We start from the raw sequence: 26,252 nt of genomic DNA, 5'->3' as shown, positions 1-26,252 counted from the left end.
TTTATTATTACAGCAGCTTTTCAGTTTTGGATAAAAATCCTTCCAAAGCTTCCTCTATATTTATGTCCATTCTGTTTGCTAAGACAATCAGCCACCAAATATTTTCTCCTAGTTTATGTTTCAATTCTGCATTGTTTTCATCGGCTTTTGGCCAGCGTCCTTGTTGCGACATCGTGAGTCTTCCCACCAAACCAGCGTCGGTTAAAAACGCCAAAGCATCTTCTTCAACAGTCCATTCGCTTCCATGGTACTGTTTTTCAAGTTCGTGATATTTTGCCCTGATTTTTAGTGAACGTTCCTCGATTTCTTTAAAATCCATAATTTATTTTTTTGTAAGCCACATCGGGTTTTGTTTTACTATTTTTTCTTGAATCTTGCAATTTTCAGAATGTGCTCCGTTCAAATAACCGATGCTCATCAAGAATTCATTTACAATTTCGCCTCCAGTAAATTTGAAAGTTTTTTTGAAAATTTTTACCCATTCGTCCTTAGTTTTTGGATGATGATGTTCTAGCCATTTTTCAAAAGAACCAAATTCTTTCTGGAGTTCAATAATGCTGTTTGCGTTTTCAATTGCGGCGTTTACTTTTAATTTGTTCCTAATAATTCCGGCATCGTTTAAAAGACGTTCTCTATCTTTTTCGGAATAATTTGCGACTTTTTCGATATTGAAATTATCGTATGCTTTTCTGAACGAAGCTTCTTTTTTCAAGATTGTTTCCCAACTCAAACCTGCCTGATTTATTTCCATAACCAATCTTCCAAACAATTCATTGTCATCGTGAATCGGAAAACCATAATGGTTATCGTGGTAATTTTTATGCAAAGCTTTTCGCTCAGCGGGTTGCATATTTTCTACGGCATTACAATAAGACATAATTAATTTTTTTGAAAGTTCTGTTTAAATTCAATCGGAGTCAAGTTTGTTTTCTTCTTGAAAATCTTCGTGAATGACTGCGGATGCTCAAATCCTAATTGATAAGCAACTTCTGCCACATTCAAATTATCTGAAGAAAGATATTCTTTTGCTTTTTCAATCACTTTTTCATGAATGTGTTGTTGCGTATTTTGGCCCGTTAGCGAACGCAATAAATCGCTTAAATATCTTGGTGAAAGATGTAATTTTTCTGCCAAATAATTTACTGTTGGAAGTCCTTTCAGCAAAGCATTTTCATCATTGAAATAATTTTCGAGCAATTCTTCCAAATTGGTTAAAATATCGTGATTGACAACTTTTCTAGTTATAAACTGTCTTTTGTAAAATCGGCTGCTATAATTCAGTAAAACTTCAATGTGCGAAAGAATCACATCTTGGCTGAAATCGTCAATCGTTCCGTCTAATTCTTGTGAAATATGTTCAAAAACTTCGGAAATTGTCTGTCTTTCTTTAGCCGATAAATACAAAGCTTCATTGGCAGAATAAGAGAAAAAGCCATACTTTTTGATGTTTTTTGCCATGCAAGAACCGTAAAGAAAATCGGGGTGGAAGAGAAGTGTGTAGCCCGAATAATCTTTTTCCTCTTCTTTGGAGGCAATAATTTGATTCGGAGCGATAAACGAAATGCCGCCTTCGTCAAAATCATAATGGTGCTGGCCATATTTTACTTTTCCTTGTAAATTAAACTTATAAGAAATCTTATAAAAATCAAGCAACATCGCCTTTGGCAAATCTTCTTCCGGAGTTTTTATATCGGCATAATTTACCAAACTCACCAACGGATGCAACGGTTTTGGAAGACCCAAAGTGCGTTGCAAATCTCCAATCGAAGTAAATTTCTGCGGTATATTTTCCTTACTATTCATGTTACGAATTTACGAATTGATGTGCAATTAAACTGTCTTTTTATATGGCGATTCTAAATTGAAAAGCTTTGTCAAATCTTTCCTGAAATTTTCTCTGCCTTTATTTTCTCTTTCATTGCTGATTTTTACAGCGTCATTTCCTGCCAAGTAGCGAAGCTGATCTTTTTCATCGGTTGCGGCTTCAAAAACTACTTCGGCAATTTTTTCTGGTTCGGTAAATTCAATCAAAGTTCCATCAGAAAAAAGTTCGCCTAATCTCTTGTTTAAAATTTCATAATCTTGGTCAGATGTAGCAACCATTCCTTTCATAAAATCACTTTTAATGCCACCCGGCGCTACGGTTTTTATCCCGATATTGAACAAAGCCAAGTCATACGAAATGCTTTCGCTGAAACCTTCCAAAGCCCATTTTGTAGCATTGTAAACCGGCGAAAGCGGATTTGAAGAAAATCCACAAACCGAAGTTGTCGTGATAAATAAACCGTTTCTTTTTTCTTTGAAGTTGGGAATAAAAGCTTTGATAACGCGCAAAACTCCAGTTAAATTTGTGTCGATTTGGTTAGTAATTTGGTCGTCAGAATAAGATTCTAAAGCGCCGACCAAACCATATCCGGCGTTATTAAAAACCACATCGATAGTTTGTTTTGACGTAATTTTTTTGATTGTAGCTTCAATTTGTTCCAAATTAGTTACGTCGAATGGCAATAAAGTCACATTCGGTAAACCACTTAATTCGGTTTCCTTTTCGGGATTTCGCATGGTTGCGATGACGTTCCAGCCTTTTGATTGAAATAATTTTGCAGTCGCTTTTCCTAGTCCGGAAGAAGCTCCCGTGATGAAGATTGTTTTCATTTTACTTTGTTTAAGATTACAAAGCAAAGGTCTTTAGAAGCTGAACTTTTTAATTCGCCAAAGTGATGTTTCGCGTAGCCGAAATGACGGAAAGTTATTTTTCAATTTTTGAAAGCCAATCTTTAATCACATTTTGCAAAGCATCTTTCTTCACTTTTGCCTCTTCCAAATCTTTTATTTTGGCAAGTTTTCGTCCGTCAGTGTAATTTCCTTCCAAAAAACCTGAAGTGTCATTTATCTTGTTTCCGGTTGGAAAAACTATCAAAATCTGATCTTTTCGGTGAATATTTAAAACCAATAAATCGCGTTTGTATTCCTTTGGATCAAATTCTTTCATCTCTCCAGAATAGTAAAAGCTGACGGAATTCCATTTTATATGTGAGGCGATTTCAGTGTCAGTTTCTAAAATTACTTCTGTCAGATAACGGACTGTTTCTGCTAAAGGAGTTTCTAATTTTGAAATATATTCTGAGACTTCTTCTTCGTTTGAAAGCTTTGATTTTGCCATTAGATTCTAATTTTATTTTTCAAATTCGACCTATTTTCTTATCGCTTTTGTCATACTTTACTAGTTGCGTTATGCTTCACCGAAAAATTCACCGAATTCGCAATAAAGCACAATTTATTTGCCTCTTTATGAAGTTCATTGGCTTTGTCTAAAAATGTTTCGTCAGAAATTGTAACAATTGGATTTAACGTGACTTCAATAAATTGCCCCGAACCATCGTCATTTACTTTCATGATTCCGGTTGCGTTGTCGATGTAATCTGTGACAACGATTCCGTTTTTTACGCACACGTGCAAGTACGACATCATGTGACATGCCGAAAGCGATGCCAAAAGTAAATCTTCGGGATTGTGAACAGTTTTGTCTCCGTGAAAAGTGGGATCGGCCGAACCTCTAATCGTGGTTTTATTATCGATTAAAATATCGTGGTTTCGGTCGTAAGAACGATAGCTAGAAGTTCCCGTTCCTTTATTTCCGGTCCATTTTAAGGTGAGTTTATAGTTGTGATTTGGATGCATTTGATAAATTGTTTTTCCAAATCTAATCAAATTTTAGCGTTTATCGAACTTGTTGAATTGTGAAAAATGAATCTTCTCCCGAACCAACTATCAGTCCTGTACTTAAAATAGCTCCACTGCTGTAAGCTCTAAATGAAACTGTATCACCAGCGTTAAGTTGAACAAGTGTTTGAAGCGATCTTACCGGCGGCGAAGCGTTTACTAATCCAATTCCGAGTAAACTTATAGATACATTTGCATAACTATTTCTGACTTTTAAATCGCTATTCTTGAAAATCGCAAGACCAAAATCATTGCTTAAACTTAATAATGCAGGCGTAGTTTTGACATTTACGGAAACGGAATAAATTCCGCTTGCTTTCGCAGTAAAAATTCCGGTTAAAGGATTAAACTCTTCGTTGATGTCAAATTCTTCGGTGTTAAACGGAATCAGCGCATAACCTCCAGCCGTGATACTCATAGAAATAGTTCCCGTTCCGCCAATTGGAAAGCTACCTTTGACAAAAGATTTGAGATGACTTTCAACAACCGTTTTCGAACTAACTCGTGTGATATTTCCAGTTGCGCCAACCGTTATTATAGAATCTTTTGCTGCGCTTTCGCGGACGGTTACATTAGTTGTGCGAACTCTTAAATCGCCATTGACGTCTAAAGTTCGTGTTGGATTTTCTGTTCCAATTCCGATTTGGGAATAAGAAAAAAGTGGGAAAAATAATATGGATAGTAAAATATTTTTCATAACATTCTGAATTTGGTGGCAATTCAAAAGTAGGAAATAATATTAATATATTCTCATAATGCGATTTTAAATAAATTATAAAGTTTCAATTTGAGAATTATTTAAAACAAAAAATCCGTTCTATTTCTAGAACGGATTTTTTTACCAAAATTAAAATTCAAATTAATTCCTAGTAGTAAGCGTATCTTCTTACCTTAGAAATATATTTTGCCAAGCGAATTACTTGGTGACTGTAGCCATATTCGTTGTCGTACCAAATATAAAGCACGATGTTTTTTCCGTCGCCAGAAACAATTGTTGCATTGCTATCATAAATCGATGGAGCAGAAGTGCCAACGATATCAGAAGAAACCAACTCGTTATTCAAAGAATATTTGATTTGTTCCACCAATTCACCTTCTAAAGCATAACGTTTCATGATTTCATTAATTTCATCAACCGAAGTTTCTCTGCTTACTTCCAAATTCAAAACTACCAAAGATCCGTTTGGAACAGGAACTCTAATTGCATTTGAAGTTAATTTTCCGGCAAGAGTTGGCAACGCTTTTGCAACTGCGCTTCCCGCACCAGTTTCAGTGATGACCATATTTAACGCTGCAGCTCTACCACGACGGTATTTTTTGTGCATATTATCAACCAAATTTTGGTCGTTTGTGTAAGCGTGAATGGTTTCTAAGTGTCCTTTTACAACGCCCAAAGTATCTTCAACCGCCTTTAAAATAGGCGTAATTGCATTTGTTGTACAAGATGCCGCGGAAAAAATATGCACTTCATCAGGATTGTGTTCTTTGTGGTTTACGCCGTGAACGATGTTTGGCATTCCTTTTCCTGGCGCTGTCAACAAAACTTTGTGAACTCCTTTTGATTTCAAATGTCTTTCTAACGCTTCTTTTGTAGTGAAAGCTCCAGTATTGTCAATCACCAAAGCGTCTTGGATTCCGTAATCTGAATAATCAATATCTTCTGGGCTTCCGGCAGAAATAATGTGAACCGTTGTTCCGTTGATGATCAAAGCATTATTTTCTGGATCAGCTGAAACCGAACCTTGAAAATCTCCGTGAATCGAATCATATCTTAATAAAGACGCTCTTTTTTCTAAACTTGTAGCGTCATTTTTCTCACGAACAACAATCGCTCTCAATCGCAATTGCGTTCCTTTTCCGGTTTTTGACATCAACTCACGAGCCAATAATCTTCCAATACGTCCAAAACCATACAAAACCACATCTTTTGGCTTGTTGTTTTTATAGTCTTTTGCATTGCTTAATTTGTCGATGACAAACGCTTTTGCATCATTATATTTATTGTCTTCTAAATGATATTCATACGTCAGTTTTCCGATGTCCAACTTTGCAGGAGGCAAATCAAGCGATAATAAAGCGCGGGCGATTTCCACAGAATCAAAAACATTGATCGGTTTTCCAACAAATTCTCCAGCATATTCGTGAAGATTGATGATGTCGCTCACATTGGTATTGATCAACTGATTTTTGAAAAGAACCAATTCAATCGATTTATCATACCAAAGGTCGCTGATGATCTTGATGAATTCGACTCCAGCTCTTCTTCTGTCTGCCTGAAAAGAAAGTTCTTTTTCGTATAAAATTGTTTTTGTCATGATTAAAAAAAGTGTCGTTTGAGTGTTGTAAGTTTTTTTTACCGATGCAAAAGTATAGATTTCAAACGTTTTCGTAAAGGATTTTGCTAAAAATTTTCCATAAAAAAAGCCAGTCGTTAAAACTGGCTTTGTTCAGAGGTTTTAGAAATTATCTTGTCTGTAAAATATATCTTTCCAATTGACCATTTTTGTTAATCAATTCGATTTTCATCGCACGATTTTCTTGCTTTTTAGTTAAGATTTCAGAAGCACTTTCCACATTTTCTACTTTTTCATTGTCAATTTTCAAGATGATGCTCCCTTTTAAGAAGTCGTTATAATCATTTTCGACTTCCTTAATTTTTACGCCATAACTCAAGTTGAATTTTTTGGCGTCCGCCGGAGAAATATCCTCCAATTGCATTCCATTAAAACTATACGAAGAAAACTCGTTTTTAGTCAAAGTCACCGGAACAACCCAAGATTTTCCGTCTCTTACATACGTCACTTTAATCACATCATTTGGGCGTTTGGTGTTCACAACTCCAGATAAATCGGCAAAAGAAGTCACGCTCGTTTCGTCTAATTTGATGATGATATCGCCTTTTTTCAAGCCTGCTTTTTCAGCACCAGAATTTTTGGTCACGCCGTTTACATAAAATCCGGAAGAACGATTGATACCCAATTCTTTAGAAACCGCGCTGTTCAATTCGCCACCTTCAACACCCAAGATTCCTCGTTGCACGTTACCATATTCCATAATATCTTCAATGATTTTTCTGGTAATATTTGATGGAACCGCAAAGGAATATCCTACGTAAGAACCCGTCATCGAAGAAATCATCGTATTGATTCCAATCAATTCTCCTCTTGTATTCACCAAAGCACCACCGCTGTTTCCAGGATTTACCGCAGCATCAGTTTGGATAAACGACTGAATTCCCTTTTGGTCTAAATTTCTGGCTTTCGCCGAAACAATTCCTGCCGTTACAGTCGAAGTCAAATTATACGGATTCCCAACAGCCAAAACCCATTCGCCAACTTTCACGCCATCAGAATCACCAAAAACTGCATAAGGAAGTTTAGAACCGGTGTCAATTTTCAGCAACGCGATGTCCATTTTTGAGTCGGTTCCAATCAATTTTGCCTTATACGTATCTTTATTATTTAAGGTAACTTCAAGTTCAGATGCGTCTTGAACCACGTGATTATTTGTCACAATATAACCGTCTTCAGAAATAATTACGCCAGAACCAGTCCCCACTTGCGCTTGCTGTTGACCGCCTTTGTAACCATAATAATATTCAAGCATGGGATTATTTACCGTTCGATACGTCACATTTTTCACGTGAACTACCGTGTGAACCGCATTGTCTGCTGCCTCCGTAAAATTAACCGTCTCCGCGCCAAGTCCCACGTTTTTAGTGAAATTCACAGGAGCTTCCGTCACAATCGATTTTTTGTTGTTGGATAATAAACCGTCATTTTCAATGAACAGCTTGTAAGCGCCCAAAGTGGTCGCGCCACTTAATAAGGACACTAGAAATAAACTGGAAAATCTTTTCATAGTATGTTAATAATTAAGTTATTTGATGTAAATATATATTGAAAATTGTGCCGTTATTTTCGCTTTAACGCACGATTAACAATGATTAACTTTTCATTAATATTCGTACTTTTGTAATGACTTATTTTTACAACCCTACTAGGGTTTCAAACCCTAGTAGGGTTAAATATTACATCGAACATGGAAATTACATTTTATAAATACCAAGGCACAGGAAACGATTTCATCATGATTGATAATCGCCAAGAAACTTTTTCCAAAAACGATACCAAATTAATTGCAAAACTTTGCGACAGACGTTTTGGAATTGGAGCTGACGGATTGATTTTATTGGAAAATGATGCAGAAACCGACTTTAAAATGGTCTATTACAATTCTGATGGAAACCAAAGTTCAATGTGTGGAAACGGTGGAAGATGTTTGGTCGCCTTTGCAAAACAACTCGGAGTCATTGAAAACAAAACGACTTTCATCGCCACAGACGGCTTGCATCACGCGACAATTTCTGAAAACGGAATCGTGTCGCTTCAGATGAAAGACGTTGATGCCGTGAAAATTGAAGAAGATTATATTTTCTTAGATACCGGTTCGCCACATCACGTTCAGTTGGTTGAAGATTTGAAAAATTATCCGATAAAAGAAAAAGGCGCCGAAATTCGCTACGGTAATTTATACGGTCAAGCCGGAAGCAATGTCAACTTTGTACATCAAAATGACACTGACACTTTTTCAGTAAGAACATACGAAAGAGGCGTGGAAGACGAAACCTTATCATGCGGAACCGGAGTTACAGCGGTCGCCATCGCTATGAAAGCCACCGGAAGAACAAATTCTGATACCATTAAATTAAATGTAGAAGGAGGGAAGCTTGAAGTTTCGTTCATAGAAAAAGACGGAAAATATACCGATGTTTTCTTGAAAGGTCCGGCTACATTTGTGTTTGAAGGAACTGTTGCCGTTTAATTTTTAAGACATTTTTTGTCATTCCGACGAAGGAGGAATCTCCGCCATTTGAGCAACTAGTTAAGATTCCTCCTTCGTCGGAATGACAAGTCTGTGTAAAGTAGGAATTTTAGAAAAAAATTATAAACAGCGAATACGCTTAAATCTAAAAAGTCCAAAAATCTAACAATCTAAGAAGTCCAAATGACAACCTTACAAGGAAAAAATATCTATCTCCGCGCTTTAGAACCTGAAGATCTTGAATTCATTTTTGCCATAGAAAATGACGAATCTATCTGGGAATTCAGCAACACGCAAACGCCTTACAGCCGATTTTTAATTCGCCAATATCTTGAAAATGCACACCAAGATATTTATGAAGCGAAACAATTGCGCTTGGCGATTTGCAAAAATGACGATTTTAAAGCCATTGGATTAATCGATTTATTCGAATACGACCCCAGAAATAACCGTGCGGGAATTGGCATTATTATTAAGAACGAAGGAAACAGAAATCAAGGCGTTGGTTCTCAGGCTTTAGAACTTTTGATAAATTATTCGTTTAAGCAATTAAATTTAAACCAATTATTTGCAAATATCAATCCAGAGAATGAAGCAAGTATCACTCTTTTTACTAATTTTGGTTTCGAAAAAAGCGGAATAAAAAAACAATGGAATCTCATTGACGGCGTTTATAAAGACGAAGCAATGTTTCAGTTAATCAATCATCAACTTTAAAAAACTACCACTTTGAAACTAAAAAAAATCATAGGCATAACTTCTGTCATTGTAATGATTGGTTTAATGATTTTTGGGTATTTTATGTACCAAAAGATTTTTGCACCCAATACAAAATTTGAAGAAAAAGAGCTTTTCGTTTACATTCCAACCGATTCTGACTACTTAGAAGTCGAAAAAATCGTATCTCCTTATTTAGAAAATTTGGAAAGCTTCAGAAATGTGGCTGAAAAAAAATCATACGTTGCCAATGTAAAAGCAGGAAAATTTCTTCTGAAAAAAGGAATGAACAATAATGATATCATCAATTCATTGCGTCAGCCTTTAGAAACAAAAATTGCTTTCAACAACCAAGAAAGATTGGAAGATTTTGCTGGAAGAATCAGTACGCAGATTGAAGCCGACAGCACTTCATTGATGAAAGCTTTTACCGATGCAGCATTTTTAGACGAAAACGGATTCACGGAAGAAAACGTTTTGGCGATGTTTATCCCAAATTCCTACGACTTTTTCTGGAATACTTCTGCAGAAAAATTCCGTGATAGAATGGCGAAAGAATACAGAAAATTCTGGAACGATAGCAGAAAAGCAAAAGCAGAAGCACAAAAATTGACTCCGCTAGAAGTTTCTGCATTGGCTTCAATCGTTCACAAAGAAACCGTAAAAACAGACGAAAGACCAAGAGTGGCGGGTGTTTACTTAAACCGATTAAAAACTGGAATGAAATTGGAAGCTGACCCAACAGTGATTTACGCAGTAAAAAAATCGGAGAATGATTTCAACAGAGTAATCAAAAGAGTTTTATACAAGGATTTAGAAACCGTTTCTCCTTATAATACATACAGAAATTTTGGTTTGCCACCAGGACCAATTGCAATGCCAGATGTAACTGCAATTGACGCAGTTTTAAATCCGGAGCAACATAATTACATTTATTTTTGTGCGAGCGTAACCAATTTTGGCTACCACGAATTTGCGGTAACTCCGGCGCAACACGAAGTAAATCGCCAGAAATATGTGGCTTGGGTTAACAAACAAGGAATCAAAAGATAGTTTTGAGGTTTTTTAAATACTATTTTCTACTACTATTATTTTCATTGTCAGATGGCGTGGCGCAAAATCAATTCCAAGATTTGCTCACGCCATCTGATTCTTTAAATGTACCTCGAAGAAACGCAGTCGTTCTTTCAGAAACCGTAGCTCTCGGAGGAGCTTTGGTGGGTTTGAACCAACTTTGGTATAAAGATTACGCTAAATCAGATTTCCATTTTAAGAATGACAATGCGCATTGGTTGCAAATGGACAAGGCAGGGCATGTTTATTCTTCGTATCATTTAGGAAGATTTTCGGCCGAATTGCTCGACTGGAGCGGTGTTTCGAAAAAGCATCAACTAATTTTTGGCGCAACAACCGGATTTGTTTTTCTGACTGCTGTTGAGGTTATGGACGGCTATTCCGCTGAATGGGGATTTTCTTGGGGTGATGTTGCTTCAAATGCTTCCGGAACGATTTTATATGCAGGCCAAGAATTGCTTTGGGACGAACAGCGAATTGTTCCAAAGTTTTCTTTCCACAGAACGCCTTACGCGGGAGCGCGGCCTGAAGTTTTGGGAAGCACATTTTCCGAAGAAATTTTAAAAGATTATAATGGACAAACCTACTGGCTTTCGGCAAATATTCATTCGTTTTTTAAGGAGTCAAAAATCCCAAAATGGCTGAATGTTGCAGTCGGTTATGGCGCCGAAGGAATGATTACGGCCAATGACGGTTTGGTCAACACTGTTTTTCTTCCAGAAAAGGAAAGAACGCGACAGTTTTACGTCAGTTTAGATTTAGATTTGACTAAAATTAAGACTCAAAATCACGTTTTAAAGACACTTTTTTCGATTTTTAACTCCATAAAAGTTCCAGCTCCAACTTTAGAATTCAGGGAGTTAGGCGGAATAAAAGCGCACTTAATCTATTTTTAGAAAACATTAACAGCCTGATAGTCAATATCCTATTTTTTATCGTATCTTTGCCCCCTAGAAATTTCAAGATGGTGACAGTGCTTGAGAAATCCAATTTATGATAAAAAAATGTTACTTTTTTGGAGGCTTGATGCTTATAATCGCCTTCATCACTTTAGGTTTTACATCTAAAGAATCCGAAAAAAATTCTTGGTTTTATGTGGGAGAAGATGAGGAAATCATTTACACAGTCCCAACACAAGATGAAAGTCAATACGTCAATCTCGAGCTACCTTACACAGGAAAATCTTACACCGGCTTCAAACAGGCAATCGCCATTCGAGAATCTCAAGGACAATACAAATTAATCAACACTTTTGGATACATGGGAAAATACCAATTTGGTATGTCAGCCCTGCGTTCTATTGGGATTAAGAGTAAAAAAGATTTTTTGAACAACCCAAGACTTCAAGAAAAAGCGTTCAAGGCATTGCTTTCCATCAACAAAGCACAGCTGGAATACGAAATCGAAAAGTATGAAGGAAAAGTGGTTAACGGCGTAAAAATTACCGAATCTGGTATTTTAGCGGCAGCACATTTAGGTGGCGCTGGATCAGTTAAAAATTACTTGAGAAGCAACGGAAAAAGCAAATTCAAAGACGGTTTCGGGACCTCAATGAAAAGCTACTTTAAGAAATTCGGAGGTTATGATACTTCGCACATCGTTGCAAATATGAATGCAAAAGTGAAGTTGAATTAGAAATTCAATTTTTGTAAATAAAAAAGCCGATTAGTGATAATCGGCTTTTTTGTTTCTAATTGAAATAATAATAAAATGCTTGCCCAATTGCATAACCTGTAAAATAGAAAAGCAGAAATTATTATAATTGAGTAGATTATGACGAAAAAATTTCTGTGTTCTTTTCCTAGTAGTAAATTTAAAATTTGATTTTTCATTGTTTTTATTTTAAAAATTACACCAAACTTTGTTTAGTCCATAAATCAAGATATTTGCCATTTTGATTTATCAAATTACTATGAGTTCCAGATTCAACGATAGTGCCATTTTCCATTACAATGATTGTATCTGCATTTGCAATCGTACTTAAGCGATGCGCAATTACTATGATTGTTTTTCCTTGAGATTTAAAATTGTCAATCACATCTTTTACAATTTTTTCTGAATTTGTATCTAAAGACGAGGTAGCCTCATCCATCAAGAGTATTTCCGGATTTTTATATAATGCTCGTGCTATAGCAATTCTTTGTTTTTGCCCGCCCGATAACATTGCCCCGTTTTCGCCAATTTGACTCTCAAAACCATTAGGTAACTTTTCAACAAATTCAGTTATTTCAAGTTGTTTAGATAAGTCAATAATTCTTTGAATATTTGGAAATGAATCACCTAATGCTATGTTTTCAATAATATTACCGGAAAAAAGATTTAATTGTTGCGGTATCACGCCAATGTAGTTTCTTAAGCTTTTATAATAGATGTGCTTCAAGTCATAATCACCAATAATTATTTTTCCTTCTTTTATTGGATATAGATTTTGTAGTAGAGAAATTAATGTTGTTTTGCCACTGCCGCTTTCTCCAACAATAGCAGTCATTTCATTCTTTTTAAAAGTTGCGTTGAAACTTTTAAAAACTTCAGTTCTTGAACCATATCTAAACGAAACATTTTCAAATTTTATATCACCGATATTTTCTTTTTGTAATTCAATTTTGTTTTCCGTTTCTTCTCTTTCCAAATCCATGATTTCAAATAGACGATCCGCTGCAATCAATGCATTCTGTGCAGTTTTGTTCATGCCTATTAAAGAAGCTACTGGAGAAGTAAAATATCCAATCAATGCATAAAAAGAAAATAATTCTCCTGGAGTTATTGCTCTATCAATTACATATCCTGAACCAACCCATAGAAGAATTACAGTAAAAATTGATGCTAAAAATTGTGTGGACGTACCAGCAAAAATACTGTTTAATCCAGACTTGTAAGTTGTGAATAATAATTTCACAAACCTATTTTCTGTTTTAATATTTGAAAATTCTTCTATTCCAAATTCTTTTACTGTTCTAATGTGCGTTACACTTTCAACTAATTGTGTTTGGAGTTCAGCAGCATTTTCCATTATTTGTCTTTCTACCTTTTTATTGAATTTATTAAGTAAAAAATAAATCAAAGCATAAAATGGAATTACTAGCAAAATTATTAAAGCCAATTTCCAATAATAAGTGAACATCAACGCAAATGAAAAAACGACTATAAAAACATTGACTATCATGTCAATTGCAACTTCATTTATAAATGATCTAATTTTTACGGCATCATTTATTCTTGAGGTAATTTCGCCAATTTGCATAGTGTCGAAAAAGCGCTGTGGCAAATGAAGCAAATGTTTGTAATATCCTAAAATTAATTTTGCATCAATTAATTGTCCCGTTTTCATGACAAAAAGACTTTTCTTTGATCCAATATAACCTTGGAGTAAGATAATTGCAACCATTGAAACGCTCATTAAATTTAATAGATTACGATTCCCTTCTACTAAAACATAGTCAGTTATTTTTTGGACATAAATTGACATTGCAAGTCCAAGAACTGTAAATAATATAGCTCCAACTAAAGCTTGTAGTAGAATAGTTTTATGTGGTTGTACCAAAGTCCAAAATCTTCTGATAGAAGAAACTTTTTCATTATAAGCTATAAAATCATCATTTTTGGCAAAGAGAATTAAAACACCAGACCATATTTTTTTAAATTCTTCGAAATTGTAAGTTTCCATTTTTCCAAAAGCAGGATCCATAACTTCAATTTTGTCTTTACTAACAGCATAAATGACAACATAATGATGTAGTTGCTCTTTAACCACAACATGTGCGATTGCAGGTAAAGGAATTTTATCTAAAGAATCAAAACCACCTTTTACGCCTTTAGCTAAAAAGCCCATTTTTTCTGACGCTTCAATAATTCCTAATACATTGGTTCCTCTCTTATCGGTGTTGGCGTATTGACGGATTTTCGCTATTGGCAAATTAATTCCGTAATGATTTCCAATAGAAGCAAGACAAGTAGCACCACAATCTTTAATATCATGTTGTTTAATTTTTATAGAAGACATTTTTCTGAATGGATTTAAATGGAAATATTATTTAGAGATTGACTTTGGATTAATCCAGTCGTCAACTTTGTCAAAAAGCAAGTCAAAAAGGCTTCGTCTTGTAATGAGATATCTTGTAGTCAGCGTCATTCCTTTTGAAACTTCTGCCTTATAGCCTGACTTTAATAGCATTTCTTTGCTATTTAATTTGCATCTCACTTTAAAGTAGGCAATATCTTCTTGTAATGTAATATTCTTGTCTATATCTGTGACTACTCCTTCCAATAATCCCCACTGATTATAATTAAATGCATCCATCTGAAATTTGACTTTTTGATTTTTTCTAATTAGGCCAATATCATCTGGAGAAACAGAACTTTCAACAATAAGGTCGTCGATTGGTGAAATAGTAGCAATTTGTTGGGAAGCATTTAAAAAGGATCCGATTTGCAAACCCGAAAAATTTTCAATTGTGCCTGAAGTTGGCGCAATCACAACATAATTGTTTTCTTCGACATTTATTTTAGAAACGCTACCTTTTAAGTTTTTGATTTGTTCTTCTAAATCACGTTTTTGATTTTCCCAAGTAGATTTTTGAGATTTAATAAAACTGTTTAACGCATGTTTTGAAGACTCAAATTCATAAAAATATTTTTCATATTCCACTTTGGCGATGATACCTTTATCAAATAAGGTTTTATTTCTATTATAATTTATTTCAGCTTGAGAAAATTTGTTTTGAAGTTCTTCTTTTTGAGCTTGAAATTTATTAAAATCTTCTCTAATAGAAGCTGTTTTTAAATTTGAAGTTTTTCCATTAAGCACATTTAATAAATCTTCAGAAATTTGAAATGCAGTGCCTGATAAATCATTTTGCACTTTTTTTTCTGTTTCTAGCGATTCTTTAGCGATTTTCAGCAAAGTATCGCCTTGATAAATTTGCGTGTTATTTTTTAAATTAATCCAAGTGATTCGTCCATTTACAATTGTGGTTACTGGAACATTGTCAGTTGTACTTCTGATTATGCCACGGCTTTGACTGCTTATGTCTATTTTGATAATTGGTAGTAAAAATAATATTGCTATTAATGCAAGAATAATTGCCAAATAAATAGAAATACTTTTTGTTTTATTTTTGGCGTGGAGATTTTCGATTGTGTTAATTGGGTCAGAGCTAAAAGTCATTTGCAACATTTAAAATTTTAAAATGAGAATTGTAAAAGTTCGTCATTTCTCTTAATAGTTATATTCTTAATATTGTTTCTAATATTGTTAATTGAGTCTAAAGTATTTTCTGATATTTTTATTTTATTTTCATTTATTGATTCTATTGCATCTCCTAGTTTTATACCTTTTTTATATGATAGAGAATCTTTAATGATTGCTGTGATAAATATTTTTTCATTTTTAATTCCGAATCTTAATCCAAGTTTGTTGTTTTGATTTGGTCTGTGTTTTAGTATGTCAGAATAATAAAATTTATTGTTAATTCCGTCGATTACTAAAATGTCTTTTTTAAAAAAATCTATACCTACTAGATTTATAAAATTATTAGAAACTTGTATTTGTATCGAATCACTTTCAATTTCTTTGTAACTTATTGTGCCAAGGTTTGAAAAATCAATACTATATTTATCCTCTTTACCAATTATACTTGTAATTAGATTTATTTCTGTTTTAAAATATAAATTTGGCTTATCTCTTGAATTTAGTGTCAATTGACATAGGCAACCTGTGTCGAGTCTTAAATTACTAATTCTTTTGCTGGCGATAGTGATATTTTCGTTTATTACCGATTTTTTCTTAAAATCAATATTTAGAATATTTAAATTGTTGTAATCAATAGGAGAATTAATTTTTAATTCATTGTTTTTAAAATCAAAAGCCCAAGAATATTTACTAATAATATCAGTTCCTAAAATTCCAATAATATTGTTTTTTTTGTAAATATTATTAAGATTATTGAATCTAATTTTTACATTGCTTAAATCTTGATTGCCAATTGTGAATTTTTTGACTCTTGAATATATTATTTTATCTATGTTGCCATAAAAATCAATAATTTTTGCCTCTTTACTTTTTATGTTTTTATCAAATTCGATAAACTGTTTGTAAATAATTGTGTGATTTGAACCTGTGTCAAAAATCATGTTGCCTGATAAAGTATCATTTATCGTTACATTAACTAAGATAAAATCATCGTATTTAAAGGGTAAGGTTGTTTGTTTTAAAGTTCTGCAACTAAAAAAGAGAAAGAAAAAAGGAAGCATAATTAAATGCTCCCTTTTGAAATGATTTTTATTTACCAACTCTGACACCATTAACATAAGTTTCTGTGCTATCGTTACCATCATTAGCAAATATAACCGCAGCAACAATAATAATTGCAGCAATTAAGAATCCTAAAAATCCACCACTAGTTTCTTTAACCTCTTGAGAACTCATCTCAACTAAATTCATTTTCTCTAAATTCATTTTCTAAATTTTAAAATTAAACAATAACAATTTTGTTTCGCGAGAACTATTTGTTACTGCAAATAAAGAAGAGTTCCGTCTAATAAAGTTGGACGCAATAAAAAACCACCAAAAATTTCTTTGGTTTCGTCATTTGAAATTATTTTTAAAGAATAGTGAAGCTCTAAGTCAAATGGCGAACCATAATAAAAGCTTTCTGATTTTTTGCTATACTTAATTACAGCTCCAAAATCTTTTAAAGATTCGAGAACATTATATAAATGGCTTCTTGAAATGTGGAGCTTTATAGCAAATTCTTCGGGATTACCTGTTTGCTCATTTAAAATTAAGATATGAGTTTCCTTAATTCGGTTTATTTGTTTTAAGAAATTCATGGCATGTAATTTAAGTGAATAAGAAAAATCTTATTTAGGTAAAATAACGCTAAAAATTACATTTAAACAAATTTTTGTTATATTTTTTTAATTCATCCTATGAATGATAAAGATACAAGGTCTATTATGTAAATCAACCTTCGTTTTTTTCCAATCCGCTACTCTAAAAGTTTTGATGTATTCAGTTGGCAAAGTGATGTCGCAAGCAATGCACAAATGCGTATTTGGCTGTAAAGACTGCAAAATATCTTCCAATAATTTATTATTTCGATAAGGAGTTTCAATAAACAACTGCGATTGGTTTTTGTCAAAAGACAATTTCTCCAAATTTTTTAAAGCTGTTTTCTTCTCTGATTTTTCAATAGGAAGATAGCCGTTGAAAGCAAAACTTTGTCCGTTCATTCCAGAACCCATCAAGGCTAATAAAATAGAAGAAGGTCCGACTAAAGGAACTACTTGAATTCCCTTTTCGTGTGCAATTTTTACAATCGCAGCACCAGGATCTGCAACGCCAGGACAACCAGCTTCTGACATTAAACCAACATTGATTCCTTGTAAGCAAGGTGCAATCATTTCTGAATGTTCTTTTACGTCGGTATGTTTGTTCAATAAACTGATTTTTAAATCAGGCTGTTTTTTTTCGGGATGAACAATTTTTATTGATTTTCTAGCTGTTTTTTCATTTTCAACAATATAATAATCAATGAAGTCAATCGCTCTTTTTACGGTTTGTGGCAAGACATCCATTGGGTCGCTTTCGCCAAGAGTGGTTGGAATTAAGTATAATTTTCCTAAAGATTTCATCGTAATTATTTCGTTTTATTAGATTGTAAATTTAGGGATTCTGAAAGTGATTGCGAAATTTAATATTGTAATACTGATTGTAAAAAGATGTAAATTTGTAATTCAAACTAATTTGTTATGGCGACAATTTCTTTACAACAACAAATAATTGAGCAAATATCTGAAATAGAAGATATTACTTTGCTTGAAAAAATTAAAACTATTTTGGATAGTTCTAAATATCAATTGTCACAAGATCAAATTTCTTTAGTCAATGAAGCCGAAAATCAATATGAAAAGGGAGAATTTATTGATGATCAAGCGATGGATGAAAAATTCAAAGAATGGCAAAAAAAATAATTTGGCTGAAAAATGCTGAGATACAAATGTTCAGCATTATGGATTATTATCAAGAAAGAAATAAAAGTAAAATCTACAGTGAAAAATTATATAGAGAAATTACGCAGAAAATCAAAAAATTAGATTCAAAAATTGCATTTCCGCAAAAGACGTCAATTAAAGATTTATATTATTTTACACATAAACATATTTCTGTTTTCTTTTCCATTACAAAAGATGAAATTATCGTCAAATTGATTTGGGACGAAAGAAGAAATCCTCAAAGTTTAAATTCTAATTTAGAAGAAATAGAATAGAAAAAATCCAAAAATCTGGGGTAAACCTTACGAATGCTTAGCAATCAATTTCTCTGCAATAATCTCACAAACTTCATCAAGCATTCCATAAACATTTGAAAAACCGTCTTCCATTCCATAATAAGGATCTGGAACATCTACATTTTCATTTGGAAATAAGTCATTAAGAATCAAGCTAACTTTTGATTTTGCCTCTTGATTTGGAGCCAATTGAATCACGTCTTTGTAATTAGAATTGTCCATTACAAAAATATAATCATTGGTTTCAAAGTCTTTTGTAGTAAATTGTCTTCCTTTTTGTTTAGAAATATCTAATCCTTTTAATTTTGCAATGGCAATAGATCTGGAGTCAGGTTGTCTTCCAACGTGCCAATTTCCGGTTCCAGCAGAATCTACTATAAATTTATCTCGCGGAAGCTTGGACTGCAAAATACCTTCTGCCAAAGGCGAACGGCAAATGTTTCCAAGGCAAACCATTAAGATTTTTATAGGCATAATTTCGAGATTTCAGATATAAGATTTCAGAAATACCGAACTCTTATAAAGATAATTTTTTGTTGATATCGTCCACAAATTTCTTGAACTGCTTGTCTGTTGAAACCAAGTTGTCAACCGTTTTACAAGCGTGAAGAACCGTTGCGTGATCGCGGTCTCCAATTTGTGAACCAATATTTGCCAACGAAGCTTTGGTATATTTCTTCGCAAAAAACATCGCCAACTGCCTCGCTTGAACCACGTGACGTTTTCTTGTCTTTGACTGAAGCATATCCAAATCCAACTGGAAATAATCTGAAACCACTTTTTGGATATAATCGATTGAAATTTCGCGTTTTACATTCTTGACGAATTTCTCAACAACTTGTTTCGCCAATTCCAGCGTAACCTCCTTTTTGTTGAAAGAAGATTGTGCAATCAAGGAAATAATAGCACCTTCTAATTCACGAACATTTGACTTGATATTTCTCGCCACATATTCTAAAATTTCTTCAGGAACTTCAACGCCGTCGCGATACAAAATATTCTTTAAGATAGAAATTCTTGTTTCATAATCAGGTTGGTGCAACTCCGCAGAAAGTCCCCATTTAAAACGAGAAAGTAATCTTTGTTCGATGTCTTGCATATCCACAGGCGCCTTGTCTGAAGTCAAGATGACCTGTTTTCCGTTTTGGTGCAAGTAGTTAAAAATATGGAAAAATACGTCTTGAGTTCCCGTCTTTCCTGACAAAAATTGAACGTCGTCAATAATTAGAACGTCAATTAATTGATAGAAATGAATAAAATCATTACGTGTATTTTTCTTTACAGACTCAATATATTGTTGCGTGAAAATTTCCGCAGAAATATAAAGAACCGTTTTTTCGGGATATTTATCTTTTATTTCCACACCAATAGCGTGTGCCAAGTGTGTTTTTCCCAAACCAACTCCACCAAAAATCAATAGCGGATTGAATGAAGTTCCTCCAGGTTTATTGGCCACAGCCATACCTGCAGAACGCGCCAAACGGTTTGAATCTCCTTCAAGAAAATTGTCAAAACTGTAATTTGCATTCAGTTGTGACTCGATTTTCACGTTTCTGATTCCCGGAATGATAAAAGGATTTTTTAATTCAGGATTTTTATTTTGCAATGGAACATCAACTTCCTGAGGTTTTACAGGGCTTCTGTGCGCACTTGGCAATTGTTCCGTAAACGGTTGTTTGTTGCCATAAGTGTTTTCCATCTTAATTTTATAAAGTAACTTTGCATTTTTACCAAGTTCTTTGGTCAAAGCGACTTTTAATAATTTAACGTAGTGTTCTTCGAGCCATTCATAAAAGAATTTACTCGGAACTTGAATATACAAAGCGTTGTCAGTTAGCTCAACCGATTTAATTGGTTCGAACCAAGTTTTATAAGCTTGGTCCTGAATATTGTCCTTTATAAATAACAGACAGTTTTCCCATACCGATTGCGCAGTTTTGTTCATATATTGAGTTAAATTATTATGTTTGTTAAAAGTAATTCCTACAAAAGAAAAGTACATCTTTTGTAACTTCTTTGGGAGAACAAATATGTGACAAAAATCTGTAAAAAAAAATTAAATAGGGATTGATTTTATAAAAATATTGTTGTAAGTAGTTTGGGAAATTAGCTACATTAAAATTAATGTATTAGTAAATAATAATATGCGAGAATTTGAATTTAAAGTAAGAGTAAGATACGCAGAAACAGACCAAATGGGCGTTGTTTACCACGGAAATTACGCCCAATATTTTGAGATGGGACGCGTGGAGTGGCTGAGAAACCTAGGGTTGTCTTATAAATTCATGGAAGAAAATGGAATCATGCTTCCTGTAGTTTCTTTGACGATGAATTATAAAAAGCCAGCGCGTTATGACGATTTGATTCGGGTGAAAACCATCTTCAAAAGCCAGACGTCTGTGAAGATAGAATTCGACTATGAGATATTCAATGAAAAGGATGAGTTATTAACAACGGGAACTTCGATGTTGGTTTTTGTGGATATGAAAACGGGTCGTCCAACGCTTCCTCCAAGCTATGTTTCTGAGAAACTTTTAGCGTTTATTGAAGAATGATATTGAATTCGCAAAATTGGAATTTATTCGTTCAATTTTATGTCAATTTCGTATAAATTAGAAAAAATGTCGAATATCATTTCGGCATTTTTTTTTCGAGTTTTGATTTCAATTTCGCAACTCATTTCCATCTTTTGAGAAACGATATCCAAGTTTTTTTCTTTGATAACTCGCATCACCTTATTCATATTTTTATAATCGAATTTGATGATGAAATGAATGTCAATCGTTTTTTCGACAATTTCGGAAGCTTCCAGAGCCATTTGTGCCGAAATTTTATAAGCCGAAATCAATCCGCCAACGCCCAATTTTACGCCACCAAAATATCTTACAACAGCAACTAATAAATTGGTAACATCAAAAGACTGAATTTGTCCATAAATCGGCATTCCGGCAGAGTTGGAAGGTTCGCCGTCGTCATTTGCTCTGAATTGAATTTTATCAGTGCCAATTTGAAAAGCGTAACAGCAATGTCCTGCCGAACTGTGTTGTTTTCTTAAACTTTCAAGTATTGTTTTTGCTTCGTCTTCCGAAGAAATAGGGAAGGCGTATCCGAAAAATTTGCTGTTTTTTTCTTTGTATAAAATTTCTTCCGAAGGAAAATCAAGCGTTCTGTAAGTATCTTTTAGTTCCAAAATCTAAAGCGGAATAATTTTTTTCTCGAATAAATCAACAACATCTTCTTCGCCAACTTTCAAGTTCCAGACTTTCATACCAAGGCTTTCGGCAATATCGGTGTTGGTTTTTCTGTCGTCGACAAACAAAGTGCGTTTGACTGACAATTCGTGTTTGTTAATAATATATTGGAAGGCTTCGGGTTCTGGTTTTCGCTGTCCAATTTCAAAGGAGAAATACACTTTTTCAAAACATTGGTAAAAATCACGGCTGAACGATTCGCCAACCATATTTTCAAATTGCTCCACGTGAATCGAATCGGTATTGCTCAAAAGAAACAATTGATAATTGTGCGAAAGATTCTGAAGAAATTCTAATCTATATAAAGGAAAGTCTAGAAGCACCTTGCTCCAAGCGGTTTTGATTTCTTCCAAAGAAGCATTTGGAACATACTTCTGGATTCCTTTCAAAAAGTCTTCTTCCTTTATTTTTCCTTTTTCAAATTTATAATTGAGTTTGTCCAAATCGTCGTTCCATTCCTTCAGGCCAAGAGATTTCATCGCATCTTCCATCGCCTTGAAATTGATATTTATGAAAATATCTCCAAAATCAAAAATTATCGTTGTGATCATACCTTTTTGAAAATTAGAAGTTCGTCATTCAAAATTGCTTCTTTTGAAACCAAATTTCCTTTAAAATCGGGAGCTTTTGTCCCGTTTACAAAAGAATTTGTTCCTTTAAAAACACGCGCTTCGTCCCAAAGATTCGCATCGATGAAAGTTTGCAACGTTTGTTTTCCGCCTTCAATTATCACAGATTGGATGTCTTTTTTATACAAAATATCCAGAACGGAAAAAGCGAGCTTACTATCAAAGATAGCATTTTCAAAGGAAATTTTCGAGGCATTCTGTAAATTTTCCTGCTCTGTAATGATAATTGTGTTTAATTTATTGTCTTTTACAAAGTAATTATTTTGAATTTTTCCAGTTCTGTCTAAAACAATTCTAACCGGATTATTGCCTTTCCAATCGCGGGAATCCAACTTTGGATTATCGTCTAAAACCGTCTGAGTTCCAACCAAAATCGCCTGTTCTTCAGTTCGCCATTTATGAACCAATTGTCTTGAATATTGATTCGTAATCCAAACCGGTTTTTTTTCTTCCTTATATATAGGACTCAAAAATCCGTCTTGACTTTCGGCCCATTTTAAAATTACGTAAGGTCTTTTGTTTTTATGGAACGTAAAAAAGCGCTTGTTCAATTCATTGCATTCATCTTCTAGAATTCCAACGGTCACATTTCTTCCAGCTTCAATTAATTTCTTGATGCCGTTTCCGGAAACTTTTGCAAACGGGTCAATAGTTCCAATTACGATATTCGGAATTTTATTGGCGATTATCAAATCACAACACGGAGGCGTTTTTCCGAAATGACTGCAAGGCTCCAGACTCACATAAATTGTGGATTTTGCCAGCAAAGATTTATCTTTTACGGAATTTACAGCGTTGACTTCAGCGTGTGGTTCACCCGCTTTTCGATGCCAACCTTCGCCAATAATTTGGTTCTCATAAACGATTACGCTTCCCACCAACGGATTTGGATAGGTCGTTCCCATGCCATTTTTGGCGAGTTCAATGCAACGTTTTATATATTTTTCGTGTATCTTCACATCACAAAAATACCTTTTTCTGTCAAAATGAATGCGATAATTATTAGAGAAATCCAAAAGGCTGACAATGTTGTGATTGCCAAAGTGATTCGCGATGTGTTAATCGAACACAACGTGCCAAAAGTAGGAACGGCTTTTGCGGATCCGTCGCTTGATTTTATGTTTGAAAATTATTCTGAAGAAAAATCGGCGTATTTTGTGGTTGAAAATGAAGGGAAAATTATCGGCGGTGCTGGAATTGCTCCGTTGGAAAATGGACCAAAAGAAATCTGTGAACTTCAGAAAATGTATTTTTTACCAGAAGCAAGAGGTTTCGGACTTGGAGCCAAATTGATGGAAGTTTGTCTAGAAAAAGCGCGCCAATTTGAATTCAAAAAATGTTATTTGGAAACGATGCCGTACATGACAAACGCACAAAATTTATACAAAAAATCAGGATTTCAATATTTGGATAAACCATTGGGAAACACAGGCCACAATGCTTGTCCGGTTTGGATGCTTAAAGAATTATAAGATATGAAACAGCTATTTTTCTCTTTGTTTTTGCTTTCGATTTTAGTTTCTTGCAACAATTCTAAAGAAATTGAAAAAGAAGAAATTGTGGAAATTTCAGACACTTCTTCGGTAGAAGAAATTCTTCCAAAAGAAGAAATTGTGGAAGAAGAAATTGAATTTAAAAACGATTTTGATATCCTTATTCCAAGAAGTTACCGCAATTGGGAAGGAAAAAATGAAGCCAATGCAATCACCAAAAACTGGATTGATTTGTATGAAAAAAACGGGAAATATTACTTAGGCAAAGCCGATTTTAAGTTAGAAAGCGGTTACGACGAATGCATTGGAGATTCCACAAGAATAATTGAATCTAAGAATAAAACTGTGCTTTTTATGGATTTGAAAGACTCAAAATTAGGAGAAATCAAGTTTTTAAAAATTGCTAAGAATAAAATTTGGCCAAATGAAAAAATAACTTTCACTTTTAATAATGTAGATTATTTCTTAAGAGCGGAAGGCAAAGTGCTTTCTTCAGAAAAGTACATACAGACAATGGCTTCGAAACCTTTCAAGTGGTTGAAAACTACAAATTATATATTTCTACCAAAGACATTCCAGAAAAATTGTTGTTGAAAGAAGAATCGTTTAACGACACTTTCGTGGAATTGCTTTTCGCCGGCGACATTGACAACGACGGAAAACTAGATTTTATCTTTGGAGCCAATAGAAATTACGAAGAAGAAAGAGTAATTTTGTTTCTTTCTTCAAAAGCGGAGAAAGAAAATGTGGTTAAAAAAGTTTCAGAAATCGCGATTCAGTTTGATTGTTGATTTAGGCGGAATTAAAAATGTAAAATGTTTTTATGAAATTTAATTTAGATTTTACAACTGATTATGGGCAATTCTATATTTGCGATAAAAATTTTTTAGGACAGACAGATTCGGAAAATTTTTGGACCGACAAAGCTTATGATAACAAAATTGCAGTAGAAAATGGAATTCTCGGAATTGCTATAGGTAATGAAGAAGGAATTGTGAAATGTGAATTTGAAATATTAGTTTCTAGAAATCTAAAAGTTGATTTTAACGACTTTGACCATATTGTTGAAGCAAGTTTAAAAATCGACTCTGGATTTTTTCAGGTTTTAGATTGTCCAAATTCTGAAGTTCAATTTCAAACTGAGGTAGAAAATGGAGAATTTAGAGCTAGGATTTACTCTAGGAATTTGGCTTTGGCTTTTGATGAAAATCCACAAGATTCTTATTTGATTCAAATTTGGAAAGAAGAATTTTCAGAACCAATAGTTTTAAAAAGATTCTCTGTAATATGAAAAAATATCCTTACATTCATTACGTTTTTAAAAAGAATATTCCCTAAACCTTTCGCCCAAAAACCTCAACCCAAAAAAAAATGCTCGCCAAAGACTACAGAAATAATTTCATCGAAAAACTCCTTCCTTTATATGATGTTCTTGAAGCCGAAAGTTTCTTTTATATCATTTTAGAGGATTTTCATCAAATGAAGCGAATTGATTTGGCGTTGAATCCAACGTATGTTTTTTCGGAAGAAGATTTGGCAAAATGGAATTCAGTTTTAGAAAAATTAGAAAAAGAAATCCCGATTCAGTATATTTTAGGAAACGCACATTTCTACGGATTGGAATTTGAAGTCAATGAAAATACGTTGATTCCAAGGCCGGAAACCGAAGAATTGGTCGAATGGATTATTAAAAACAATGAATTTTCAGAAGAAATAAAAATTCTGGATATAGGAACTGGTTCGGGTTGTATTGCGATTTCATTGGCCAAAAATCTTCCGCACGCAAAAGTTTTTGCCATTGATGTTTCTAAAAAAGCTTTGGAAACTGCCAAAAAAAATGCGTTGAAAAATGAAACAGAAGTTACTTTTCTGATAAAAAATATTTTAGAAACAGAAGATTTAGAACAGCAGTTTGATATTATCGTTTCTAATCCGCCTTACGTGAGAAATTTGGAAAAAGAAGAAATTAAAAAGAATGTTTTGGATTACGAACCGCATCTGGCTTTGTTTGTCGAAGATAATGACGCTTTAATTTTCTACCGAAAAATTTCAGAATTAGCGCAAAAAAATCTTACTGAAAACGGACAGCTTTATTTTGAAATCAATCAATATTTAGGAAAAGAAATGATTGATTTGTTAGAAGTAAAAAACTTCAAAAATATTGAATTGCGAAAAGATATTTATGAAAATGATAGGATGATTTTTGGGAAAAAGGTTTAATCGGTTAGAAGTTCAACCATTTAGTTGGACTGC

33 protein-coding genes are annotated in these 26,252 nt (G+C 33.8%); 13 read left to right on the top strand and 20 right to left on the bottom strand.

Annotation, left to right across the window (positions count from 1 at the left end; translation table 11 throughout):
* Positions 1-7 precede the first annotated feature (7 nt).
* The 9 genes from ACFPVY_RS09110 to ACFPVY_RS09070 form a co-directional block, all read right to left on the bottom strand.
* Positions 8-319, bottom strand: coding sequence for a nucleoside triphosphate pyrophosphohydrolase family protein (locus tag ACFPVY_RS09110; RefSeq protein WP_379791669.1), 312 nt, complete (start codon positions 317-319; stop codon positions 8-10).
* 3 nt (positions 320-322) lie between these two features.
* Entirely contained in the window at positions 323-877 is a 555-nt protein-coding gene (locus ACFPVY_RS09105) for a DNA-3-methyladenine glycosylase I (protein ID WP_379791668.1), read from the bottom strand.
* Positions 878-879: 2 nt separating this feature from the next.
* Positions 880-1,803 (bottom strand): helix-turn-helix domain-containing protein, encoded by a 924-nt coding sequence (locus ACFPVY_RS09100; RefSeq protein ID WP_379791667.1) that lies wholly within the window; start codon positions 1,801-1,803, stop codon positions 880-882.
* Between the two features lie 27 nt (positions 1,804-1,830).
* On the bottom strand, positions 1,831-2,655 hold the full coding sequence (locus ACFPVY_RS09095) for an SDR family oxidoreductase (RefSeq protein WP_379791666.1): 825 nt from the start codon (positions 2,653-2,655) through the stop codon (positions 1,831-1,833).
* Between the two features lie 94 nt (positions 2,656-2,749).
* On the bottom strand, positions 2,750-3,163 hold the full coding sequence (locus ACFPVY_RS09090; protein WP_379791665.1) for a DUF1801 domain-containing protein: 414 nt from the start codon (positions 3,161-3,163) through the stop codon (positions 2,750-2,752).
* A gap of 50 nt (positions 3,164-3,213) precedes the next feature.
* Positions 3,214-3,681, bottom strand: coding sequence for an OsmC family protein (locus ACFPVY_RS09085; RefSeq protein ID WP_379791664.1), 468 nt, complete (start codon positions 3,679-3,681; stop codon positions 3,214-3,216).
* A gap of 40 nt (positions 3,682-3,721) precedes the next feature.
* Positions 3,722-4,420 (bottom strand): C1q-like domain-containing protein, encoded by a 699-nt coding sequence (locus ACFPVY_RS09080; RefSeq protein WP_379791663.1) that lies wholly within the window; start codon positions 4,418-4,420, stop codon positions 3,722-3,724.
* Between the two features lie 169 nt (positions 4,421-4,589).
* Positions 4,590-6,038: a glyceraldehyde-3-phosphate dehydrogenase gene (locus ACFPVY_RS09075; RefSeq protein WP_379791662.1), complete on the bottom strand. Its 1,449-nt coding sequence runs from the start codon at positions 6,036-6,038 to the stop codon at positions 4,590-4,592.
* Positions 6,039-6,186: 148 nt separating this feature from the next.
* Complete coding sequence (locus ACFPVY_RS09070; protein ID WP_379791661.1) at positions 6,187-7,584, bottom strand: trypsin-like peptidase domain-containing protein; 1,398 nt, start codon at positions 7,582-7,584, stop codon at positions 6,187-6,189.
* A 180-nt stretch (positions 7,585-7,764) separates the two neighbouring features.
* On the opposite strand from ACFPVY_RS09070, the gene dapF reads away from it, so the two are divergent.
* The 5 genes from dapF to ACFPVY_RS09045 all read left to right on the top strand — a co-directional run bounded on the left by dapF (position 7,765) and on the right by ACFPVY_RS09045 (position 11,973).
* The gene (dapF, locus tag ACFPVY_RS09065; RefSeq protein ID WP_379791660.1) at positions 7,765-8,547 is read left to right on the top strand and encodes a diaminopimelate epimerase; all 783 of its coding nucleotides are present in this window, start codon (positions 7,765-7,767) and stop codon (positions 8,545-8,547) included.
* A gap of 183 nt (positions 8,548-8,730) precedes the next feature.
* A complete protein-coding gene (locus ACFPVY_RS09060) occupies positions 8,731-9,264 on the top strand; it encodes a GNAT family N-acetyltransferase (RefSeq protein WP_379791659.1) in 534 nt (177 codons plus the stop codon).
* 12 nt (positions 9,265-9,276) lie between these two features.
* Entirely contained in the window at positions 9,277-10,317 is a 1,041-nt protein-coding gene (mltG, locus tag ACFPVY_RS09055; RefSeq protein ID WP_379791658.1) for an endolytic transglycosylase MltG, read from the top strand.
* Positions 10,318-10,319: 2 nt separating this feature from the next.
* A complete protein-coding gene (locus ACFPVY_RS09050; RefSeq protein WP_379791657.1) occupies positions 10,320-11,234 on the top strand; it encodes a DUF2279 domain-containing protein in 915 nt (304 codons plus the stop codon).
* Between the two features lie 97 nt (positions 11,235-11,331).
* Positions 11,332-11,973, top strand: coding sequence for a peptidoglycan-binding protein LysM (locus tag ACFPVY_RS09045; protein ID WP_379791656.1), 642 nt, complete (start codon positions 11,332-11,334; stop codon positions 11,971-11,973).
* A gap of 214 nt (positions 11,974-12,187) precedes the next feature.
* On the opposite strand, the gene ACFPVY_RS09040 is transcribed toward ACFPVY_RS09045, so the two are convergent.
* From ACFPVY_RS09040 to ACFPVY_RS09015, 6 genes are all read right to left on the bottom strand, one after another.
* The gene (locus tag ACFPVY_RS09040) at positions 12,188-14,338 is read right to left on the bottom strand and encodes a peptidase domain-containing ABC transporter (RefSeq protein WP_379791655.1); all 2,151 of its coding nucleotides are present in this window, start codon (positions 14,336-14,338) and stop codon (positions 12,188-12,190) included.
* Positions 14,339-14,365: 27 nt separating this feature from the next.
* A complete protein-coding gene (locus tag ACFPVY_RS09035) occupies positions 14,366-15,502 on the bottom strand; it encodes an HlyD family secretion protein (RefSeq protein WP_379791654.1) in 1,137 nt (378 codons plus the stop codon).
* A gap of 17 nt (positions 15,503-15,519) precedes the next feature.
* Positions 15,520-16,638, bottom strand: a complete 1,119-nt coding sequence (locus tag ACFPVY_RS09030) for an aspartyl protease family protein (RefSeq protein ID WP_379791653.1) — start codon at positions 16,636-16,638, stop codon at positions 15,520-15,522.
* A complete protein-coding gene (locus ACFPVY_RS09025) occupies positions 16,616-16,792 on the bottom strand; it encodes a hypothetical protein (protein ID WP_379791652.1) in 177 nt (58 codons plus the stop codon). The genes ACFPVY_RS09030 and ACFPVY_RS09025 overlap by 23 nt, the downstream gene beginning before the upstream one ends.
* A 53-nt stretch (positions 16,793-16,845) precedes the next feature.
* On the bottom strand, positions 16,846-17,166 hold the full coding sequence (locus tag ACFPVY_RS09020) for a hypothetical protein (RefSeq protein ID WP_379791651.1): 321 nt from the start codon (positions 17,164-17,166) through the stop codon (positions 16,846-16,848).
* A gap of 87 nt (positions 17,167-17,253) precedes the next feature.
* The gene (locus tag ACFPVY_RS09015) at positions 17,254-17,970 is read right to left on the bottom strand and encodes an SAM-dependent methyltransferase (protein ID WP_379791650.1); all 717 of its coding nucleotides are present in this window, start codon (positions 17,968-17,970) and stop codon (positions 17,254-17,256) included.
* A 117-nt stretch (positions 17,971-18,087) separates the two neighbouring features.
* Between ACFPVY_RS09015 and ACFPVY_RS09010 the strand changes: the two genes are divergently transcribed.
* Complete coding sequence (locus ACFPVY_RS09010) at positions 18,088-18,309, top strand: hypothetical protein (RefSeq protein WP_379791649.1); 222 nt, start codon at positions 18,088-18,090, stop codon at positions 18,307-18,309.
* On the top strand, positions 18,294-18,605 hold the full coding sequence (locus ACFPVY_RS09005; protein WP_379791648.1) for a type II toxin-antitoxin system RelE/ParE family toxin: 312 nt from the start codon (positions 18,294-18,296) through the stop codon (positions 18,603-18,605). The genes ACFPVY_RS09010 and ACFPVY_RS09005 overlap by 16 nt, the downstream gene beginning before the upstream one ends.
* Positions 18,606-18,632: 27 nt before the next feature.
* On the opposite strand, the gene ACFPVY_RS09000 is transcribed toward ACFPVY_RS09005, so the two are convergent.
* Together ACFPVY_RS09000 and dnaA are read right to left on the bottom strand one after the other, a co-directional pair.
* Complete coding sequence (locus tag ACFPVY_RS09000) at positions 18,633-19,100, bottom strand: low molecular weight protein-tyrosine-phosphatase (RefSeq protein WP_379791647.1); 468 nt, start codon at positions 19,098-19,100, stop codon at positions 18,633-18,635.
* Positions 19,101-19,143: 43 nt separating this feature from the next.
* Complete coding sequence (dnaA, locus tag ACFPVY_RS08995; protein ID WP_379791646.1) at positions 19,144-20,571, bottom strand: chromosomal replication initiator protein DnaA; 1,428 nt, start codon at positions 20,569-20,571, stop codon at positions 19,144-19,146.
* Positions 20,572-20,770: 199 nt separating this feature from the next.
* Here dnaA and ACFPVY_RS08990 point away from each other — a divergent pair, with 199 nt between their 5' ends.
* Positions 20,771-21,181, top strand: coding sequence for an acyl-CoA thioesterase (locus ACFPVY_RS08990; protein ID WP_379791645.1), 411 nt, complete (start codon positions 20,771-20,773; stop codon positions 21,179-21,181).
* 23 nt (positions 21,182-21,204) lie between these two features.
* Here the strand turns inward: ACFPVY_RS08990 and ACFPVY_RS08985 are convergent, their stop codons facing one another.
* The 3 genes from ACFPVY_RS08985 to ribD are packed head-to-tail and all read right to left on the bottom strand — an operon-like array spanning position 21,205 to position 23,465.
* Complete coding sequence (locus tag ACFPVY_RS08985; protein WP_379791644.1) at positions 21,205-21,816, bottom strand: IMPACT family protein; 612 nt, start codon at positions 21,814-21,816, stop codon at positions 21,205-21,207.
* 3 nt (positions 21,817-21,819) lie between these two features.
* Positions 21,820-22,428 (bottom strand): HAD family hydrolase, encoded by a 609-nt coding sequence (locus ACFPVY_RS08980; RefSeq protein ID WP_379791643.1) that lies wholly within the window; start codon positions 22,426-22,428, stop codon positions 21,820-21,822.
* On the bottom strand, positions 22,425-23,465 hold the full coding sequence (gene ribD / locus ACFPVY_RS08975; protein ID WP_379791642.1) for a bifunctional diaminohydroxyphosphoribosylaminopyrimidine deaminase/5-amino-6-(5-phosphoribosylamino)uracil reductase RibD: 1,041 nt from the start codon (positions 23,463-23,465) through the stop codon (positions 22,425-22,427). The genes ACFPVY_RS08980 and ribD overlap by 4 nt, the downstream gene beginning before the upstream one ends.
* Before the next feature lie 27 nt (positions 23,466-23,492).
* Between ribD and ACFPVY_RS08970 the strand changes: the two genes are divergently transcribed.
* The 5 genes from ACFPVY_RS08970 to prmC all read left to right on the top strand — a co-directional run bounded on the left by ACFPVY_RS08970 (position 23,493) and on the right by prmC (position 26,219).
* Positions 23,493-23,978: a GNAT family N-acetyltransferase gene (locus ACFPVY_RS08970; protein WP_379791641.1), complete on the top strand. Its 486-nt coding sequence runs from the start codon at positions 23,493-23,495 to the stop codon at positions 23,976-23,978.
* Between the two features lie 3 nt (positions 23,979-23,981).
* A complete protein-coding gene (locus ACFPVY_RS08965) occupies positions 23,982-24,593 on the top strand; it encodes a hypothetical protein (RefSeq protein WP_379791640.1) in 612 nt (203 codons plus the stop codon).
* Positions 24,590-24,790: a hypothetical protein gene (locus tag ACFPVY_RS08960; RefSeq protein ID WP_379791639.1), complete on the top strand. Its 201-nt coding sequence runs from the start codon at positions 24,590-24,592 to the stop codon at positions 24,788-24,790. Before ACFPVY_RS08965 ends, ACFPVY_RS08960 begins: the two co-directional genes overlap by 4 nt.
* 32 nt (positions 24,791-24,822) lie before the next feature.
* Positions 24,823-25,290 (top strand): hypothetical protein, encoded by a 468-nt coding sequence (locus ACFPVY_RS08955; protein ID WP_379791638.1) that lies wholly within the window; start codon positions 24,823-24,825, stop codon positions 25,288-25,290.
* 80 nt (positions 25,291-25,370) lie between these two features.
* Positions 25,371-26,219 (top strand): peptide chain release factor N(5)-glutamine methyltransferase, encoded by an 849-nt coding sequence (gene prmC / locus ACFPVY_RS08950; RefSeq protein WP_379791637.1) that lies wholly within the window; start codon positions 25,371-25,373, stop codon positions 26,217-26,219.
* Positions 26,220-26,252 lie beyond the last annotated feature (33 nt).

Source organism: Flavobacterium qiangtangense (assembly GCF_042658345.1).
Lineage (GTDB): Bacteria > Bacteroidota > Bacteroidia > Flavobacteriales > Flavobacteriaceae > Flavobacterium > Flavobacterium qiangtangense.
This window is presented reverse-complemented; position numbering and strand designations above follow the sequence as displayed.

Bases quoted from the DNA above. Each gene is read 5' to 3' on its own strand.
- ACFPVY_RS09005 (WP_379791648.1), top strand. From the start codon at position 18,294: ATGGCAAAAAAAATAATTTGGCTGAAAAATGCTGAGATACAAATGTTC.
- ACFPVY_RS09045 (WP_379791656.1), top strand. From the start codon at position 11,332: ATGATAAAAAAATGTTACTTTTTTGGAGGCTTGATGCTTATAATCGCC.
- ACFPVY_RS08955 (WP_379791638.1), top strand. From the start codon at position 24,823: ATGAAATTTAATTTAGATTTTACAACTGATTATGGGCAATTCTATATT.
- ACFPVY_RS09025 (WP_379791652.1), bottom strand. From the start codon at position 16,792: ATGAATTTAGAGAAAATGAATTTAGTTGAGATGAGTTCTCAAGAGGTT.
- ACFPVY_RS09035 (WP_379791654.1), bottom strand. From the start codon at position 15,502: ATGACTTTTAGCTCTGACCCAATTAACACAATCGAAAATCTCCACGCC.
- ACFPVY_RS09030 (WP_379791653.1), bottom strand. From the start codon at position 16,638: ATGGTGTCAGAGTTGGTAAATAAAAATCATTTCAAAAGGGAGCATTTA.
- ACFPVY_RS09070 (WP_379791661.1), bottom strand. From the start codon at position 7,584: ATGAAAAGATTTTCCAGTTTATTTCTAGTGTCCTTATTAAGTGGCGCG.
- ACFPVY_RS08965 (WP_379791640.1), top strand. From the start codon at position 23,982: ATGAAACAGCTATTTTTCTCTTTGTTTTTGCTTTCGATTTTAGTTTCT.
- ACFPVY_RS09075 (WP_379791662.1), bottom strand. From the start codon at position 6,038: ATGACAAAAACAATTTTATACGAAAAAGAACTTTCTTTTCAGGCAGAC.
- ACFPVY_RS09015 (WP_379791650.1), bottom strand. From the start codon at position 17,970: ATGAAATCTTTAGGAAAATTATACTTAATTCCAACCACTCTTGGCGAA.
- ACFPVY_RS09060 (WP_379791659.1), top strand. From the start codon at position 8,731: ATGACAACCTTACAAGGAAAAAATATCTATCTCCGCGCTTTAGAACCT.
- ACFPVY_RS09020 (WP_379791651.1), bottom strand. From the start codon at position 17,166: ATGAATTTCTTAAAACAAATAAACCGAATTAAGGAAACTCATATCTTA.
- ACFPVY_RS08970 (WP_379791641.1), top strand. From the start codon at position 23,493: ATGAATGCGATAATTATTAGAGAAATCCAAAAGGCTGACAATGTTGTG.
- ACFPVY_RS09110 (WP_379791669.1), bottom strand. From the start codon at position 319: ATGGATTTTAAAGAAATCGAGGAACGTTCACTAAAAATCAGGGCAAAA.
- ACFPVY_RS09010 (WP_379791649.1), top strand. From the start codon at position 18,088: ATGGCGACAATTTCTTTACAACAACAAATAATTGAGCAAATATCTGAA.
- ACFPVY_RS09090 (WP_379791665.1), bottom strand. From the start codon at position 3,163: ATGGCAAAATCAAAGCTTTCAAACGAAGAAGAAGTCTCAGAATATATT.
- ACFPVY_RS08990 (WP_379791645.1), top strand. From the start codon at position 20,771: ATGCGAGAATTTGAATTTAAAGTAAGAGTAAGATACGCAGAAACAGAC.
- ACFPVY_RS08980 (WP_379791643.1), bottom strand. From the start codon at position 22,428: ATGATCACAACGATAATTTTTGATTTTGGAGATATTTTCATAAATATC.
- ACFPVY_RS09100 (WP_379791667.1), bottom strand. From the start codon at position 1,803: ATGAATAGTAAGGAAAATATACCGCAGAAATTTACTTCGATTGGAGAT.
- ACFPVY_RS09085 (WP_379791664.1), bottom strand. From the start codon at position 3,681: ATGCATCCAAATCACAACTATAAACTCACCTTAAAATGGACCGGAAAT.
- ACFPVY_RS09080 (WP_379791663.1), bottom strand. From the start codon at position 4,420: ATGAAAAATATTTTACTATCCATATTATTTTTCCCACTTTTTTCTTAT.
- dapF (WP_379791660.1), top strand. From the start codon at position 7,765: ATGGAAATTACATTTTATAAATACCAAGGCACAGGAAACGATTTCATC.
- dnaA (WP_379791646.1), bottom strand. From the start codon at position 20,571: ATGAACAAAACTGCGCAATCGGTATGGGAAAACTGTCTGTTATTTATA.
- prmC (WP_379791637.1), top strand. From the start codon at position 25,371: ATGCTCGCCAAAGACTACAGAAATAATTTCATCGAAAAACTCCTTCCT.
- ACFPVY_RS09095 (WP_379791666.1), bottom strand. From the start codon at position 2,655: ATGAAAACAATCTTCATCACGGGAGCTTCTTCCGGACTAGGAAAAGCG.
- ACFPVY_RS09105 (WP_379791668.1), bottom strand. From the start codon at position 877: ATGTCTTATTGTAATGCCGTAGAAAATATGCAACCCGCTGAGCGAAAA.
- ACFPVY_RS09040 (WP_379791655.1), bottom strand. From the start codon at position 14,338: ATGTCTTCTATAAAAATTAAACAACATGATATTAAAGATTGTGGTGCT.
- ACFPVY_RS09000 (WP_379791647.1), bottom strand. From the start codon at position 19,100: ATGCCTATAAAAATCTTAATGGTTTGCCTTGGAAACATTTGCCGTTCG.